The sequence below is a fragment of the Escherichia sp. MOD1-EC6842 genome (assembly GCF_002965705.1).
Lineage (GTDB): Bacteria > Pseudomonadota > Gammaproteobacteria > Enterobacterales > Enterobacteriaceae > Escherichia > Escherichia ruysiae.
Genome location: NZ_PTRF01000005.1, coordinates 252,821 through 267,667, shown reverse-complemented (window position 1 = coordinate 267,667; position 14,847 = coordinate 252,821). Strand labels below are relative to the sequence as shown.

Annotated in this window: 14 protein-coding genes and 2 tRNA genes; 13 read left to right on the top strand and 3 right to left on the bottom strand. The window is 53.5% G+C overall.

The window, feature by feature from the left end:
• Positions 1-21: 21 nt before the first annotated feature.
• Entirely contained in the window at positions 22-990 is a 969-nt protein-coding gene (gene asd, locus A7Z29_RS08710) for an archaetidylserine decarboxylase (protein ID WP_000934903.1), read from the bottom strand.
• Between the two features lie 97 nt (positions 991-1,087).
• On the bottom strand, positions 1,088-2,140 hold the full coding sequence (gene rsgA / locus A7Z29_RS08705; RefSeq protein ID WP_000041984.1) for a small ribosomal subunit biogenesis GTPase RsgA: 1,053 nt from the start codon (positions 2,138-2,140) through the stop codon (positions 1,088-1,090).
• 95 nt (positions 2,141-2,235) lie between these two features.
• Between rsgA and orn the strand changes: the two genes are divergently transcribed.
• From orn to A7Z29_RS08685, 4 genes are all read left to right on the top strand, one after another.
• A complete protein-coding gene (gene orn / locus A7Z29_RS08700; protein WP_001275617.1) occupies positions 2,236-2,781 on the top strand; it encodes an oligoribonuclease in 546 nt (181 codons plus the stop codon).
• Positions 2,782-2,991: 210 nt separating this feature from the next.
• Positions 2,992-3,067 (top strand) — tRNA-Gly (locus A7Z29_RS08695).
• A 35-nt stretch (positions 3,068-3,102) separates the two neighbouring features.
• Positions 3,103-3,178 (top strand) — tRNA-Gly (locus tag A7Z29_RS08690).
• Between the two features lie 233 nt (positions 3,179-3,411).
• Positions 3,412-3,465, top strand: a complete 54-nt coding sequence (locus A7Z29_RS08685; RefSeq protein ID WP_100664635.1) for a hypothetical protein — start codon at positions 3,412-3,414, stop codon at positions 3,463-3,465.
• Here the strand turns inward: A7Z29_RS08685 and queG are convergent.
• On the bottom strand, positions 3,448-4,587 hold the full coding sequence (gene queG, locus A7Z29_RS08680) for a tRNA epoxyqueuosine(34) reductase QueG (RefSeq protein WP_105290104.1): 1,140 nt from the start codon (positions 4,585-4,587) through the stop codon (positions 3,448-3,450). The two genes, A7Z29_RS08685 and queG, sit on opposite strands and share 18 nt — an antisense overlap.
• On the opposite strand from queG, the gene nnr reads away from it, so the two are divergent.
• From nnr to hflC, 9 genes are all read left to right on the top strand, one after another.
• On the top strand, positions 4,586-6,133 hold the full coding sequence (gene nnr, locus A7Z29_RS08675) for a bifunctional ADP-dependent NAD(P)H-hydrate dehydratase/NAD(P)H-hydrate epimerase (RefSeq protein ID WP_105290103.1): 1,548 nt from the start codon (positions 4,586-4,588) through the stop codon (positions 6,131-6,133). The genes queG and nnr overlap by 2 nt on opposite strands.
• On the top strand, positions 6,105-6,566 hold the full coding sequence (gene tsaE / locus A7Z29_RS08670; protein WP_000981977.1) for a tRNA (adenosine(37)-N6)-threonylcarbamoyltransferase complex ATPase subunit type 1 TsaE: 462 nt from the start codon (positions 6,105-6,107) through the stop codon (positions 6,564-6,566). The genes nnr and tsaE overlap by 29 nt, the downstream gene beginning before the upstream one ends.
• A 17-nt stretch (positions 6,567-6,583) precedes the next feature.
• A complete protein-coding gene (amiB, locus tag A7Z29_RS08665; RefSeq protein ID WP_105290102.1) occupies positions 6,584-7,921 on the top strand; it encodes an N-acetylmuramoyl-L-alanine amidase AmiB in 1,338 nt (445 codons plus the stop codon).
• A gap of 9 nt (positions 7,922-7,930) precedes the next feature.
• Complete coding sequence (gene mutL, locus A7Z29_RS08660; protein WP_105290101.1) at positions 7,931-9,778, top strand: DNA mismatch repair endonuclease MutL; 1,848 nt, start codon at positions 7,931-7,933, stop codon at positions 9,776-9,778.
• Positions 9,771-10,721: a tRNA (adenosine(37)-N6)-dimethylallyltransferase MiaA gene (gene miaA / locus A7Z29_RS08655; RefSeq protein ID WP_001280351.1), complete on the top strand. Its 951-nt coding sequence runs from the start codon at positions 9,771-9,773 to the stop codon at positions 10,719-10,721. The genes mutL and miaA overlap by 8 nt, the downstream gene beginning before the upstream one ends.
• 85 nt (positions 10,722-10,806) lie before the next feature.
• The gene (gene hfq / locus A7Z29_RS08650; protein ID WP_001051883.1) at positions 10,807-11,115 is read left to right on the top strand and encodes an RNA chaperone Hfq; all 309 of its coding nucleotides are present in this window, start codon (positions 10,807-10,809) and stop codon (positions 11,113-11,115) included.
• A gap of 76 nt (positions 11,116-11,191) precedes the next feature.
• Complete coding sequence (gene hflX / locus A7Z29_RS08645) at positions 11,192-12,472, top strand: ribosome rescue GTPase HflX (RefSeq protein ID WP_105290100.1); 1,281 nt, start codon at positions 11,192-11,194, stop codon at positions 12,470-12,472.
• An 85-nt stretch (positions 12,473-12,557) separates the two neighbouring features.
• Positions 12,558-13,817 (top strand): FtsH protease activity modulator HflK, encoded by a 1,260-nt coding sequence (gene hflK / locus A7Z29_RS08640; protein ID WP_000312488.1) that lies wholly within the window; start codon positions 12,558-12,560, stop codon positions 13,815-13,817.
• A gap of 2 nt (positions 13,818-13,819) precedes the next feature.
• Complete coding sequence (gene hflC / locus A7Z29_RS08635) at positions 13,820-14,824, top strand: protease modulator HflC (RefSeq protein ID WP_001232412.1); 1,005 nt, start codon at positions 13,820-13,822, stop codon at positions 14,822-14,824.
• Positions 14,825-14,847: the final 23 nt, after the last annotated feature.

Genomic DNA, 14,847 nt, shown 5'->3' with positions numbered 1-14,847 from the left:
GTCAGCGTTTCCTTTGATGGATTAGACCTGGTCTTTTTTGTCGTCAACCAATGGGCTGGCGTCGTGTTCTGCCTCGATCTCTTCAGCAGGAAGCGGGGCTGGTTCAGCTTCTGGCGTAACAAAGGTTTCGGTAGATACTGCCAGCGGCTGACCAATTTTCGTGACAGACAGGCTTGCCAGTTGCTCAACCAGATTCACTTTACCTGGCGCAAACAAGTTGATAACGGTAGAGCCGAGTTTAAAGCGACCCATTTCCTGGCCTTTCAGCAGTGCCACCGAACCGTCGTTTTCCCCGGCAGGCCAGGTCCAGCGTTTGATGATGCCTTCGCGCGGCGGCGTAATGGTGCCAGCCCAGACAGTTTCAATGCTGCCAACAATCGTCGCCCCGACCAGAATCTGCGCCATCGGGCCAAATTCGGTATCGAACAGGCAGATTACGCGTTCGTTACGGGCAAACAGATTTGGCACGTTCTGGGCAGTGAGATGGTTAACGGAGAAGAGATCGCCCGGCACGTAGATCATCTCACGCAGGATACCGTTGCATGGCATATGTACGCGGTGATAGTCACGCGGGGAGAGGTAAGTGGTCACAAACGTACCATTACGGAAGAGATCCGCCATCAGGTAGTTACCCGCCAGCAGGGCTTCGAGGCTGTAGTTGTGGCCTTTCGCTTGCAAGATTTTATCTTCTTCGATTTTACCTAACTGGCTAATAACGCCATCGGCAGGCATGACCAGGACATTGGGATCGGTATCGATTGGGCGCACATCGTCACGCAACGGACGGACAAAAAATTCGTTAAAGGTGCGGTAACTGGCGGTGTCCGGTTTCTGCGCCTCTTTCATGTCGACCTTGTAGTATTTAACGAACAGATCGATAACCAGTTTTGTCAGCCATCCTGCCCGCTTGCTTGCGCCCCAACCCGCCAGGCGAGTAAGCCATAGTTTTGGCAGAATGTACTGTAGCGAAAGTTTAAATGAATTTAACAAGGTAGCCTCCAGGCCATTGTTTTGTCGTTCCTGATCCGGCGTTCATGCCGGATCCTGAAAAAAAGGGGGACGATTCTAACGACGGTTAGCTTAATTGTCAGTCATCCGTATCAGAAAAGTTTTTACGCGTTTTTACCTGCGCCATGCTTTCCAGAATACGGTGATAGTTTTCGAAACGAGTTTCCGCGATTTTCCCCTCATCAACCGCTTCACGGATTGCGCAGCCCGGATCGGTATCGTGTTTGCAATCGCGATATTTACACAGGCCTAAGTAATCATGAAATTCGACAAAGCCTTGAGTGATTTGTTCCGGCGCCAGGTGCCAGAGGCCGAATTCACGCACGCCAGGGGAATCAATCACATCGCCTCCGTGCGGGAAGTGATACAGCCGGGCAGCAGTGGTGGTGTGCTGGCCGAGACCGGAGTTGTCTGAGACATCGTTGGTCAGGATCTCTTTTTGCAGACCCAGCAGCGCGTTAAGCAGACTCGATTTGCCGACGCCAGACTGCCCGGCAAAAATGCTGATGCGCCCGGTCAACGCCTCTTCCAGCGGTTTCAGCCCATCCTGAGTATGACTGGAAACCATCAATACGCGATAACCGATATTGCGGTAGATATCCATCTGTTCGTTGACGAATGCCATGCCTTCGTCGTCCAGCAGATCTATCTTGTTGAGCACAATAATCGGCTCAATCTGCAAGGTTTCGCAGGCCACCAGGTAACGGTCGATAATATTGAGCGACAGCTCCGGCAAAATGGCGGAGACAATAACAATCTGGTCGATGTTGGCGGCAATAGGTTTCACGCCGTCGTAAAAATCCGGGCGCGTCAACACTGAGGTGCGCTCATGTACTGCTTCCACGATCCCTTTGACATTTACGCCTTCCGCCGCCGGTTTACCCGGACGCCAGACCACGCGATCGCCGGTCACCAGCGAACGGATAGTACGGCGAATATTGCAGCGGTGAACTTCGCCGTCTGCGGATTCCACATCAGCGTGCATACCAAAACGGCTGATGACGATACCTTCATCAGGCTCGCCAAACAGATTGTCGTCGTAATCGGGCTTCTCCTTAGACGTTTTAAGACGACGCTGGTGATTGGCGTTCACACGGCGCTGTTGGCCTTTGGAGAGTTTATTTTTACTCAATCGTACTGACTCCTGGTCGCCCCTGATGGGCAAAACATCTATGATACACGCAATTGTGGATCAATATAGTCACTGTGAATGGGTGGAAAAATAGCATGAGTGCCAATGAAAACAACCTGATTTGGATCGATCTTGAGATGACCGGTCTGGATCCCGAGCGCGATCGCATTATTGAGATTGCCACGCTGGTGACCGATGCCAACCTGAATATTCTGGCGGAAGGGCCGACCATTGCAGTACACCAGTCTGATGAACAACTGGCGTTGATGGATGACTGGAATGTCCGTACCCATACCGCCAGTGGGCTGGTGGAGCGCGTGAAGGCGAGCACAATGGGCGATCGCGAAGCAGAACTGGCGACGCTCGAGTTCTTAAAAGAGTGGGTGCCTGCGGGGAAATCGCCAATTTGTGGTAACAGCATCGGTCAGGATCGTCGCTTCCTGTTTAAATATATGCCGGAACTGGAAGCCTACTTCCACTACCGTTATCTCGATGTCAGCACCCTGAAAGAGCTGGCGCGCCGCTGGAAGCCGGAAATTCTTGATGGTTTTACCAAGCAGGGGACGCATCAGGCGATGGATGATATCCGTGAATCGGTGGCGGAGCTGGCTTACTACCGCGAGCATTTTATCAAGCTGTAAAACTTTGCCTGGGCACGTAACCGCCGGAATCCACTTGCGGCGGCGTGGGTTTGGCGCTAAATTGAACGTCTTGCTGATAATTTCAGCACTTGAGTTAAAAACTCAAAAAAAATTTTTTAGGGGGGTTGCAGAGGGAAAGATTTCTCGTATAATGCGCCTCCCGTAACGACGCAGAAATGCGAAAATTACGAAAGCAAAATTAAGTAGTACGCGGGAATAGCTCAGTTGGTAGAGCACGACCTTGCCAAGGTCGGGGTCGCGAGTTCGAGTCTCGTTTCCCGCTCCAAAATTTGAAAGTGCTGTAAAGCACAGACCACCCAAGCGGGAATAGCTCAGTTGGTAGAGCACGACCTTGCCAAGGTCGGGGTCGCGAGTTCGAGTCTCGTTTCCCGCTCCAAATTCTCCTCTCAATAAACTATCCACAGCGACGCAATGCGTTATTGCTGGTTTTTGTTGTCTCTGACAAACTCTTGTAAACAGAGTTATCCACAGGTTCAGGCTGTAATCTTAATTTCAGAAAAACTTCGCACGGTGAATAGTAAATTATTAACGTGTTGATATTTAAATTGAAAATTAAGGTTTCGATTTGTCGTATTGATCGCTTGACGATTTTTTCCGGCTTGAATTGCAATGCGTTTTTATTTTTATTCACAAGCTGTGGATGAATCAGGCATCACGCGGTAGTCCCTTTTCAATTACACGAACCAGACGCTGTTTTTTCGGTAATTGTACTTCGACCACGCAGGCATTTCGTCGCTCGATTTGCTGCGTAATCGCCCACGCTATGTGTTCATCAAGAAGTGGATGCTCACCTTTACGACTTTCCAGCGCCGCCAGAATCGCTTCATCCCAGGGCGCATTGCCTAATGCTACGGCGATATTACGCAGCCAGCGCAGGTGGCCTATACGGCGGATCGCTGAACCTTCTGTTATTTTTAAAAACTTCTCTTCGCTCCAGGCGAATAACTCAATGAGTTCCGGTGCGTGTAGTGGTTTGCGTGGGCTGAAATCGTCTTCAGTTGTCAGTTGCGAATAGCGATTCCACGGGCAGATAAGCTGACAGTCATCGCAGCCGTAAATACGGTTTCCCATTAATGGGCGTAACTCTTCCGGGATTGCCCCTTCCAGTTCGATGGTGAGATAAGAGATACAGCGGCGAGCATCAACGGTATATGGCTCGACAATGGCGCCGGTCGGGCAAATCGTCATACAGGCCACGCATTTACCGCATCCTTCCTCGACTGGTTGATCTACCGGTAACGGAATATCAACCAGCAGTTCGCCTAAAAAGAAGAACGAGCCGGCTTCGCGATTGAGGATAAGTGAGTGCTTACCTGTCCAGCCAAGTCCCGCTTTTTCAGCCAGCGGGCGCTCAAGAACAGGCGCAGAATCGACAAACGGTCTAAAATTCAGCGAAACACAATGTTGCTGAATCATCTCGCCCAGCTTTTTGAGTCGGTTGCGCAGAAGTTTGTGGTAGTCACGACCCAGCGCATAACGGCTAACATAGCCGAGTTTGGGATTTTTCAGCGTGCTGGCAAATGCGGCGTTGGCAGGCAGGTAGTTCATCCGCACGCTGATCACGCGCAGCGTACCGGGCAATAACTCGTGGGGGCGGGCGCGCAGCATACCGTGACGCGCCATCCAGTCCATTTCGCCGTGGTATTGTTTGTCCAGCCATGCTTGCAGTTTTGGCTCGGACTCGCTGAGATCGGTATCGGTAATACCCACCTGCTGAAAGCCCAGTTCCAGCCCCCACTGTTTAATTTTTTGCGCTAACTGATTGAGATCGAGGGGCTCTGACATGACGGACCATACAATGAAGAAAAACCCCGTAAGTATACCACACACCGTCTGGCACGCCGACGATATCCGACGTGGCGAACGCGAAGCGGCAGATGCGCTGGGGCTAACGCTTTATGAACTGATGCTTCGTGCGGGTGAAGCCGCGTTTCAGGTGTGTCGTACCGCTTATCCTGACGCCCGCCACTGGCTGGTGCTGTGCGGTCATGGCAATAATGGCGGCGATGGCTACGTGGTCGCGCGGCTGGCAAAAGCGGTCGGTATTGAGGTTACGTTACTGGCCCAGGAGAGCGACAAACCGTTACCGGAAGAGGCTGCGCTGGCACGCGAAGCATGGTTAAACGCGGGAGGCGAGATCCATGCCTCGAATATTGTCTGGCCAGAATCGGTAGATCTGATTGTTGATGCGCTGCTCGGCACCGGATTGCAGCAAGCGCCCCGCGAATCCATTAGCCAGTTAATCGACCACGCTAATTCCCACCCTGCGCCGATTGTGGCGGTAGATATCCCTTCCGGCCTGCTGGCAGAAACCGGCGCCACGCCAGGCGCGGTGATCAACGCCGCTCACACCATCACCTTTATTGCCCTTAAACCTGGTTTGTTAACCGGCAAAGCACGGGATGTTACCGGGCAACTGCATTTTGACTCGCTGGGACTGGACAGTTGGCTGGCAAGTCAGGAGACGAAAATTCAGCGGTTTTCGGCAGAACAACTTTCTCACTGGCTGAAACCGCGTCGCCCGACTTCGCATAAAGGCGATCACGGGCGGCTGGTGATTATCGGTGGCGATCACGGCACGGCGGGGGCTATTCGTATGACGGGGGAAGCGGCGCTGCGTGCTGGCGCTGGTCTAGTCCGAGTACTGACCCGCAGTGAAAACATTGCGCCGCTGCTGACTGCACGACCGGAATTGATGGTGTACGAGTTGACGGAGAAATCTTTAACTGAAAGCCTGGAATGGGCCGATGTGGTGGTGATTGGCCCTGGTCTGGGCCAGCAAGAGTGGGGGAAAAAAGCCCTGCAAAAAGTTGAGAGTTTTCGCAAACCGATGTTGTGGGATGCTGATGCATTGAACCTGCTGGCAATCAATCCCGATAAGCGTCACAATCGCGTGATCACGCCGCATCCTGGCGAGGCCGCACGGTTGTTGGGCTGTTCCGTTGCAGAAATTGAAAGTGACCGCTTACATTGTGCCCAACGTCTGGTACAACGTTATGGCGGCGTAGCGGTGCTGAAAGGTGCCGGAACCGTGGTCGCCGCCCATCCTGACGCTTTAGGCATTATTGATGCCGGAAATGCAGGGATGGCCAGCGGCGGCATGGGTGATGTGCTCTCTGGTATTATTGGCGCATTGCTTGGGCAAAAACTGTCGCCGTATGATGCAGCCTGTGCTGGCTGTATCGCACACGGCGCGGCGGCTGACGTGCTGGCGGCGCGTTTTGGTACGCGCGGGATGCTGGCAACCGATCTCTTTTCCACGCTACAGCGTATTGTTAACCCGGAAGTGACTGATAAAAACCATGATGAATCGAGTAATTCCGCTCCCTGATGAGCAGGCAACATTAGACCTGGGCGAGCGGGTAGCGAAAGCCTGCGATGGTGCAACCGTAATCTATCTGTATGGCGATTTAGGCGCAGGTAAAACCACCTTTAGCCGGGGCTTTTTACAGGCTCTGGGTCATCAGGGTAATGTCAAAAGCCCCACTTATACCCTGGTCGAACCCTATACGCTCGACAACTTAATGGTTTATCACTTTGATTTGTACCGCCTTGCTGATCCCGAGGAGCTGGAGTTTATGGGGATCCGCGATTATTTTGCCAACGATGCCATCTGCCTGGTGGAGTGGCCACAACAAGGTACAGGTGTTCTTCCTGACCCGGATGTCGAAATACACATTGATTATCAGGCACAAGGCCGTGAGGCGCGCGTGAGTGCGGTCTCCTCTGCGGGTGAATTGTTGCTGGCGCGTTTAGCCGGTTAACCTTTGAAGGTGGCGGGATGATGTATCGCATCAGAAATTGGTTGGTAGCGACGTTGGTGCTGCTGTGCGCGCAGGCTGGCGCCGCGACGCTCTCTGATATTCAGGTTTCTAATGGCAATCAACAGGCGCGGATAACGTTAAGTTTTATTGGCGATCCTGACTATGCATTTAGCCATCAAAGCAAACGCACCGTGGCGCTCGATATCAAACAAACGGGCGTGATTCAGGGGCTGCCGTTGTTGTTCAGCGGTAATAATCTGGTGAAGACGATTCGCTCTGGAACGCCAAAAGATGCGCAAACGCTGCGGCTGGTGGTCGATCTCACCGAAAACGGTAAAACCGAAGCGGTGAAGCGGCAGAATGGCAGCAATTACACCGTCGTCTTTACGATTAATGCCGATGCGCCACCACCGCCTCCGCCGCCGCCCGTGGTTGCTAAACGTGTTGAAACGCCTGCGGTTGTCGCACCGCGCGTCAGCGAACCGGCGCGTAATCCGTTTAAAACCGAGAGCAACCGGGCTACGGGTGTCATCAGTAGCAATACGGTGACGCGTCCGGCAGCGCGCGCGACGGCTAACACTGGCGAAAAAATTGTCATCGCCATTGATGCCGGACACGGTGGTCAGGATCCTGGCGCTATCGGCCCTGGCGGTACGCGGGAGAAAAATGTCACCATCGCCATCGCGCGTAAATTGCGTACTTTGCTCAATGATGATCCGATGTTTAAGGGCGTTTTAACCCGTGACGGGGATTACTTTATCTCGGTGATGGGGCGCAGCGATGTGGCACGTAAGCAAAACGCCAATTTCCTTGTGTCGATTCACGCTGATGCCGCACCAAACCGCAGTGCTACCGGCGCTTCCGTGTGGGTGCTCTCTAACCGTCGCGCAAACAGTGAAATGGCAAGCTGGCTGGAACAGCACGAGAAACAGTCGGAGCTGCTGGGCGGGGCAGGCGATGTGCTGGCGAACAGTCAGTCTGACCCGTATTTAAGCCAGGCGGTGCTGGATTTACAGTTCGGTCATTCCCAGCGGGTAGGGTATGATGTGGCGACCAGTATGATCAGTCAGTTGCAACGCATTGGCGAAATTCATAAACGTCGACCAGAACACGCCAGCCTTGGCGTTCTGCGTTCGCCGGATATCCCGTCAGTACTGGTCGAAACTGGTTTTATCAGCAACAACAGCGAAGAACGTTTGCTGGCGAGCGACGATTACCAACAACAGCTGGCAGAAGCCATTTACAAAGGCCTGCGCAATTACTTCCTTGCGCATCCGATGCAATCTGCGCCGCAGGGCGCAACGGCACAAACTGCCAGTACGGTGACGACACCAGATCGCACGCTGCCAAACTAAGGATAATTGATGCCAATTCAGGTCTTACCGCCACAACTGGCGAACCAGATTGCCGCAGGTGAGGTGGTCGAGCGACCTGCGTCGGTAGTCAAAGAACTGGTAGAAAACAGCCTCGATGCGGGTGCGACGCGCATCGATATTGATATCGAACGCGGTGGGGCGAAACTTATCCGCATTCGTGATAACGGCTGCGGTATCAAAAAAGATGAGCTGGCGCTGGCGCTGGCTCGTCATGCTACCAGTAAAATTGCCTCTCTGGACGATCTCGAAGCTATTATCAGCCTGGGTTTTCGCGGTGAGGCGCTGGCGAGTATCAGTTCGGTTTCCCGCCTGACGCTCACTTCGCGCACTGCGGAACAGCAGGAAGCCTGGCAGGCTTATGCCGAAGGGCGTGATATGGACGTGACGGTTAAACCAGCGGCGCATCCGGTGGGAACAACGCTGGAGGTGCTGGATCTGTTCTACAACACTCCGGCGCGGCGCAAATTCCTGCGCACCGAGAAAACCGAATTTAACCATATCGATGAAATCATCCGCCGCATTGCGCTGGCGCGTTTCGACGTCACTATCAACTTGTCGCATAACGGTAAAATTGTGCGCCAGTACCGCGCAGTGCCGGAAGGCGGGCAAAAAGAACGCCGTTTAGGGGCGATTTGTGGCACCGCTTTTCTCGAACATGCGCTGGCGATTGAATGGCAGCACGGCGATCTCACGCTGCGCGGCTGGGTGGCTGATCCGAATCACACCACGCCTGCACTGGCGGAAATTCAGTATTGCTACGTGAATGGGCGCATGATGCGCGATCGCCTGATCAATCACGCGATCCGCCAGGCCTGCGAAGACAAACTGGGCGCCGATCAGCAACCAGCGTTTGTGCTGTATCTGGAGATCGACCCGCATCAGGTGGACGTCAACGTGCACCCCGCCAAACACGAGGTGCGTTTCCATCAGTCGCGTCTGGTGCATGACTTTATCTATCAGGGCGTGCTGAGCGTGCTACAACAGCAACTGGAAACGCCGCTGCCGCTGGATGATGAACCACAACCTGCATCGCGCGCCATCCCGGAAAACCGCGTAGCCGCAGGGCGTAATCATTTTGCAGAACCGGCAGTTCGTGAACCGGTAGCTCCACGCTACACTCCTGCGCCAGCATCAGGCAGTCGCCAGTCTGCTCCCTGGCCGAACGCGCAACCGGGCTACCAGAAACAGCAAGGCGAAGTGTATCGCCAGCTTTTGCAAACGCCTGCGCCGATGCTCAAACCAAAAGCGCCAGAACCGCAGGAACTTACGCTGGCATCGAATGGTCAAAGCTTTGGTCGGGTGTTGACTATCGTCAATTCCGACTGTGCGCTGCTGGAGCGTGACGGCAACATTTCACTTTTAGCCCTGGCGGTAGCGGAACGTTGGTTGCGTCAGATGCAACTGACGCCGGGTGAGGCGCCGGTTTGTGCCCAGCCGTTGCTTATTCCGTTGCGGCTAAAAGTCTCTGGCGAAGAAAAATCGGCATTAGAAAAAGCGCAGTCCGCTCTGGCGGAGTTAGGCATTGAATTTCAGTCTGATGCGCAGCATGTGACCATCAGAGCCGTGCCTTTACCCTTACGCCAACAAAATTTACAAATCTTGATTCCTGAACTGATAGGCTACCTGGCGAAGCAGTCCGTATTCGGACCTGGCAATATTGCGCAGTGGATTGCACGAAATCTGATGAGCGAACATGCACAGTGGTCAATGGCTCAGGCCATTACCCTGCTGGCGGATGTAGAACGGTTATGTCCGCAGCTTGTGAAAACGCCGCCGGGTGGTCTGTTACAATCTGTTGATTTACATCCGGCGATAAAAGCCCTGAAAGATGAGTGATATCAGTAAGGCGAGCCTGCCTAAGGCAATTTTTTTGATGGGGCCGACGGCCTCCGGTAAAACGGCGTTAGCCATTGAGCTGCGTAAAATTTTACCAGTAGAGTTGATAAGCGTTGATTCTGCCCTTATTTACAAAGGGATGGATATCGGGACGGCGAAGCCGAACGCTGAAGAGTTACTCGCCGCGCCGCACCGATTGCTGGATATTCGCGATCCGTCGCAGGCTTATTCGGCTGCTGATTTTCGTCGCGATGCGCTGGCGGAAATGGCCGATATCACGGCGGCGGGGCGAATCCCGCTGTTAGTGGGCGGTACTATGTTGTATTTCAAGGCGTTACTGGAGGGGTTGTCGCCGCTACCGTCGGCGAACCCCGAAGTACGAGCCAGAATTGAGCAACAAGCGGCAGAGCAAGGTTGGGAGTCATTGCATCGTCAACTTCAGGAGATAGATCCTGTTGCGGCAGCAAGGATTCATCCAAATGATCCACAAAGGCTTTCCCGGGCACTGGAAGTTTTTTTCATTTCGGGTAAAACTTTAACGGAACTGACGCAAACGTCAGGAGACGCTCTACCGTATCAGGTGCATCAGTTCGCCATCGCCCCAGCGAGCCGTGAACTGCTCCATCAACGAATTGAGCAGCGTTTTCATCAGATGTTGGCTTCAGGTTTTGAAGCAGAAGTCCGGGCGCTTTTTGCCCGAGGAGATTTGCATACGGATTTGCCTTCCATTCGTTGCGTGGGTTATCGCCAGATGTGGTCTTACCTTGAAGGCGAAATCTCATACGATGAAATGGTTTATCGAGGTGTTTGCGCCACGAGACAGTTGGCGAAGCGGCAGATAACCTGGCTGCGTGGTTGGGAAGGGGTTCACTGGCTTGACAGTGAAAAACCAGAACAGGCGCGTGACGAAGTATTACAGGTTGTTGGTGCTATCGCAGGCTGAATGTGTACAATTGAGACGTATCGTGCGCAATTTTTTCAGAATCGAAAGGTTCAAAGTACAAATAAGCATATAAGGAAAAGAGAGAATGGCTAAGGGGCAATCTTTACAAGATCCGTTCCTGAACGCACTGCGTCGGGAACGTGTTCCAGTTTCTATTTATTTGGTGAATGGTATTAAGCTGCAAGGACAAATCGAGTCTTTTGATCAGTTCGTGATCCTGTTGAAAAACACGGTCAGCCAGATGGTTTATAAGCACGCGATTTCTACTGTTGTCCCGTCTCGCCCGGTTTCTCATCACAGTAACAACGCCGGTGGCGGTACCAGCAGTAACTACCATCATGGTAGCAGCGCGCAGAATACTTCCGCGCAACAGGACAGCGAAGAAACCGAATAAGGTTTCAGGCTGTTTTTTTTACACGGGGAGCCAGCGATCCTGCGTTCCCCGCTGATCTATTTAGAGGGTTATACGCTTGTTTGACCGTTATGATGCTGGTGAGCAGGCGGTACTGGTACACATCTATTTTACGCAAGACAAAGATATGGAAGACCTCCAGGAGTTTGAATCTCTGGTTTCTTCCGCCGGTGTCGAAGCATTGCAGGTGATTACCGGTAGCCGTAAAGCGCCGCACCCAAAGTATTTTGTAGGTGAAGGTAAAGCAGTTGAAATTGCGGAAGCCGTAAAAGCGACGGGTGCTTCGGTCGTTCTTTTTGACCATGCCCTGAGCCCGGCGCAGGAGCGTAACCTGGAGCGTTTGTGCGAGTGTCGTGTTATCGACCGCACCGGCCTTATTTTAGATATTTTCGCCCAACGTGCGCGTACCCATGAGGGTAAGTTGCAGGTTGAGCTGGCGCAGCTGCGCCATCTGGCTACGCGCCTGGTGCGTGGCTGGACCCACCTTGAAAGACAGAAAGGCGGGATCGGTTTGCGTGGTCCGGGTGAAACCCAGCTCGAAACCGACCGTCGTTTGTTGCGTAATCGCATCGTACAGATACAGTCGCGCCTGGAAAGAGTTGAAAAGCAGCGTGAGCAGGGGCGGCAATCACGTATCAAAGCCGACGTCCCTACTGTTTCGCTGGTGGGATATACCAACGCCGGTAAATCTACCCTTTTCAATCGCATCACCGAAGCGCGGGTCTACGCGGCAGACCAGTTGTTTGCCACCCTCGACCCGACGTTGCGGCGTATTGACGTCGCGGATGTCGGTGAAACCGTGCTGGCAGATACCGTAGGGTTTATTCGCCACCTGCCGCACGATCTGGTGGCGGCGTTTAAAGCCACGTTGCAAGAGACGCGGCAAGCCACATTGCTGCTGCATGTGATTGATGCGGCGGATGTGCGTGTACAAGAAAACATCGAAGCGGTGAATACGGTTCTTGAAGAGATCGATGCTCACGAGATCCCAACTCTGCTGGTGATGAACAAGATCGATATGCTGGAAGATTTCGAACCGCGTATTGATCGGGACGAAGAGAACAAACCGATCCGTGTCTGGCTTTCCGCACAGACCGGAGCGGGGATACCACAGCTTTTTCAGGCTTTGACGGAGCGGCTTTCCGGCGAGGTGGCGCAGCATACATTGCGTCTGCCTCCGCAGGAAGGGCGTCTGAGAAGTCGTTTTTATCAGCTTCAGGCAATAGAAAAAGAGTGGATGGAGGAAGACGGCAGCGTAAGTCTGCAAGTTCGTATGCCGATCGTTGACTGGCGTCGCCTCTGTAAACAAGAACCGACGTTGATCGATTACCTGATCTAACGGCGTAGCGTCTGAAGCGTGGAGTCATATCCTCTGGCGTCGAAAGACAACAGGGATCACCGCATAACAAATATGGAGCACAAACATGGCGTGGAATCAGCCCGGTAATAACGGACAAGACCGCGACCCGTGGGGAAGCAGCAAACCTGGCGGCAACTCTGAGGGAAATGGAAACAAAGGCGGTCGCGATCAAGGGCCACCTGATTTAGATGATATCTTCCGCAAACTGAGCAAAAAGCTCGGTGGTCTGGGCGGCGGTAAAGGCACCGGATCTGGCGGTGGCAGTTCATCGCAAGGCCCGCGCCCGCAGCTTGGCGGTCGTGTCGTTACCATCGCAGCGGCAGCGATTGTCATTATCTGGGCGGCCAGTGGTTTCTACACCATTAAAGAAGCCGAACGCGGCGTGGTAACACGCTTTGGCAAATTCAGCCATCTGGTTGAGCCGGGTCTGAACTGGAAACCGACGTTTATCGACGAAGTCAAACCGGTGAACGTGGAAGCCGTGCGTGAACTGGCCGCTTCTGGTGTGATGCTGACGTCGGACGAGAACGTGGTGCGCGTTGAGATGAACGTGCAGTACCGCGTAACTAATCCGGAAAAATACCTGTATAGCGTGACCAGCCCGGATGACAGCCTGCGTCAGGCTACCGACAGCGCCCTGCGTGGGGTTATCGGTAAATACACTATGGACCGCATTCTGACGGAAGGTCGTACCGTGATTCGTAGCGATACTCAGCGCGAACTGGAAGAGACTATCCGCCCGTATGACATGGGTATCACGCTGCTGGACGTCAACTTCCAGGCTGCTCGTCCGCCGGAAGAAGTAAAAGCGGCGTTTGATGATGCGATTGCCGCGCGTGAAAACGAACAGCAATACATTCGTGAAGCAGAAGCGTATACCAACGAAGTTCAGCCGCGTGCGAACGGTCAGGCGCAACGTATCCTCGAAGAGGCGCGTGCGTACAAGGCCCAGACCATCCTGGAAGCTCAGGGTGAAGTGGCGCGCTTTGCTAAACTTCTGCCGGAATATAAAGCCGCGCCGGAAATTACTCGCGAGCGTCTGTATATCGAGACGATGGAAAAAGTGTTGGGCAACACCCGCAAAGTGCTGGTTAACGATAAAGGTGGCAACCTGATGGTTCTGCCGTTAGACCAGATGCTGAAAGGTGGTAACGCCCCTGCGGCGAAGAGCGATAACGGTGCCAGCAATCTGCTGCGTCTGCCGCCAGCCTCTTCCTCCACAACCAGTGGAGCAAGCAACACGTCGTCCACCAGTCAGGGCGATATTATGGACCAACGCCGCGCCAACGCGCAGCGTAACGACTACCAGCGTCAGGGGGAATAACGATGCGTAAGTCAGTTATCGCGATTATCATCATCGTGCTGGTAGTGCTTTACATGTCTGTCTTTGTCGTCAAAGAAGGTGAGCGCGGTATTACGCTGCGTTTTGGTAAGGTACTGCGTGACGATGACAACAAACCTCTGGTTTATGAGCCGGGTCTGCATTTCAAGATACCGTTCATTGAAACGGTGAAAATGCTCGACGCGCGTATTCAGACCATGGACAACCAGGCCGACCGCTTTGTGACCAAAGAGAAGAAAGACCTGATCGTCGACTCTTACATCAAATGGCGCATCAGCGATTTCAGCCGTTACTACCTGGCAACGGGCGGTGGCGACATTTCGCAAGCGGAAGTGCTGTTGAAACGTAAGTTCTCTGACCGTCTGCGTTCTGAAATTGGTCGCCTGGACGTGAAAGACATTGTCACCGACTCCCGTGGTCGTCTGACTCTGGAAGTGCGTGACGCGCTGAACTCCGGTTCTGCGGGTACTGAAGATGAAGTCACTACCCCAGCAGCGGATAACGCCATTGCCGAAGCGGCAGAGCGTGTAACGGCTGAGACGAAGGGCAAAGTTCCGGTCATCAACCCGAACAGTATGGCGGCGCTGGGTATTGAAGTTGTCGATGTGCGTATTAAGCAGATCAACCTGCCGACCGAAGTGTCTGAGGCGATCTACAACCGTATGCGCGCCGAGCGTGAAGCAGTAGCGCGTCGCCATCGTTCACAAGGTCAGGAAGAAGCGGAAAAATTGCGCGCAACTGCCGACTATGAAGTGACCAGAACGCTGGCAGAAGCAGAGCGTCAGGGTCGCATCATGCGCGGTGAAGGTGACGCAGAAGCTGCCAAACTGTTTGCTGATGCATTCAGCAAAGATCCGGACTTCTACGCATTCATCCGTAGCCTGCGTGCTTATGAGAACAGCTTCTCTGGCAATCAGGACGTGATGGTCATGAGCCCGGACAGCGATTTCTTCCGCTACATGAAGACGCCGACTTCCGCAACGCGTTAATATAACGACTGCGGTACAGGTCA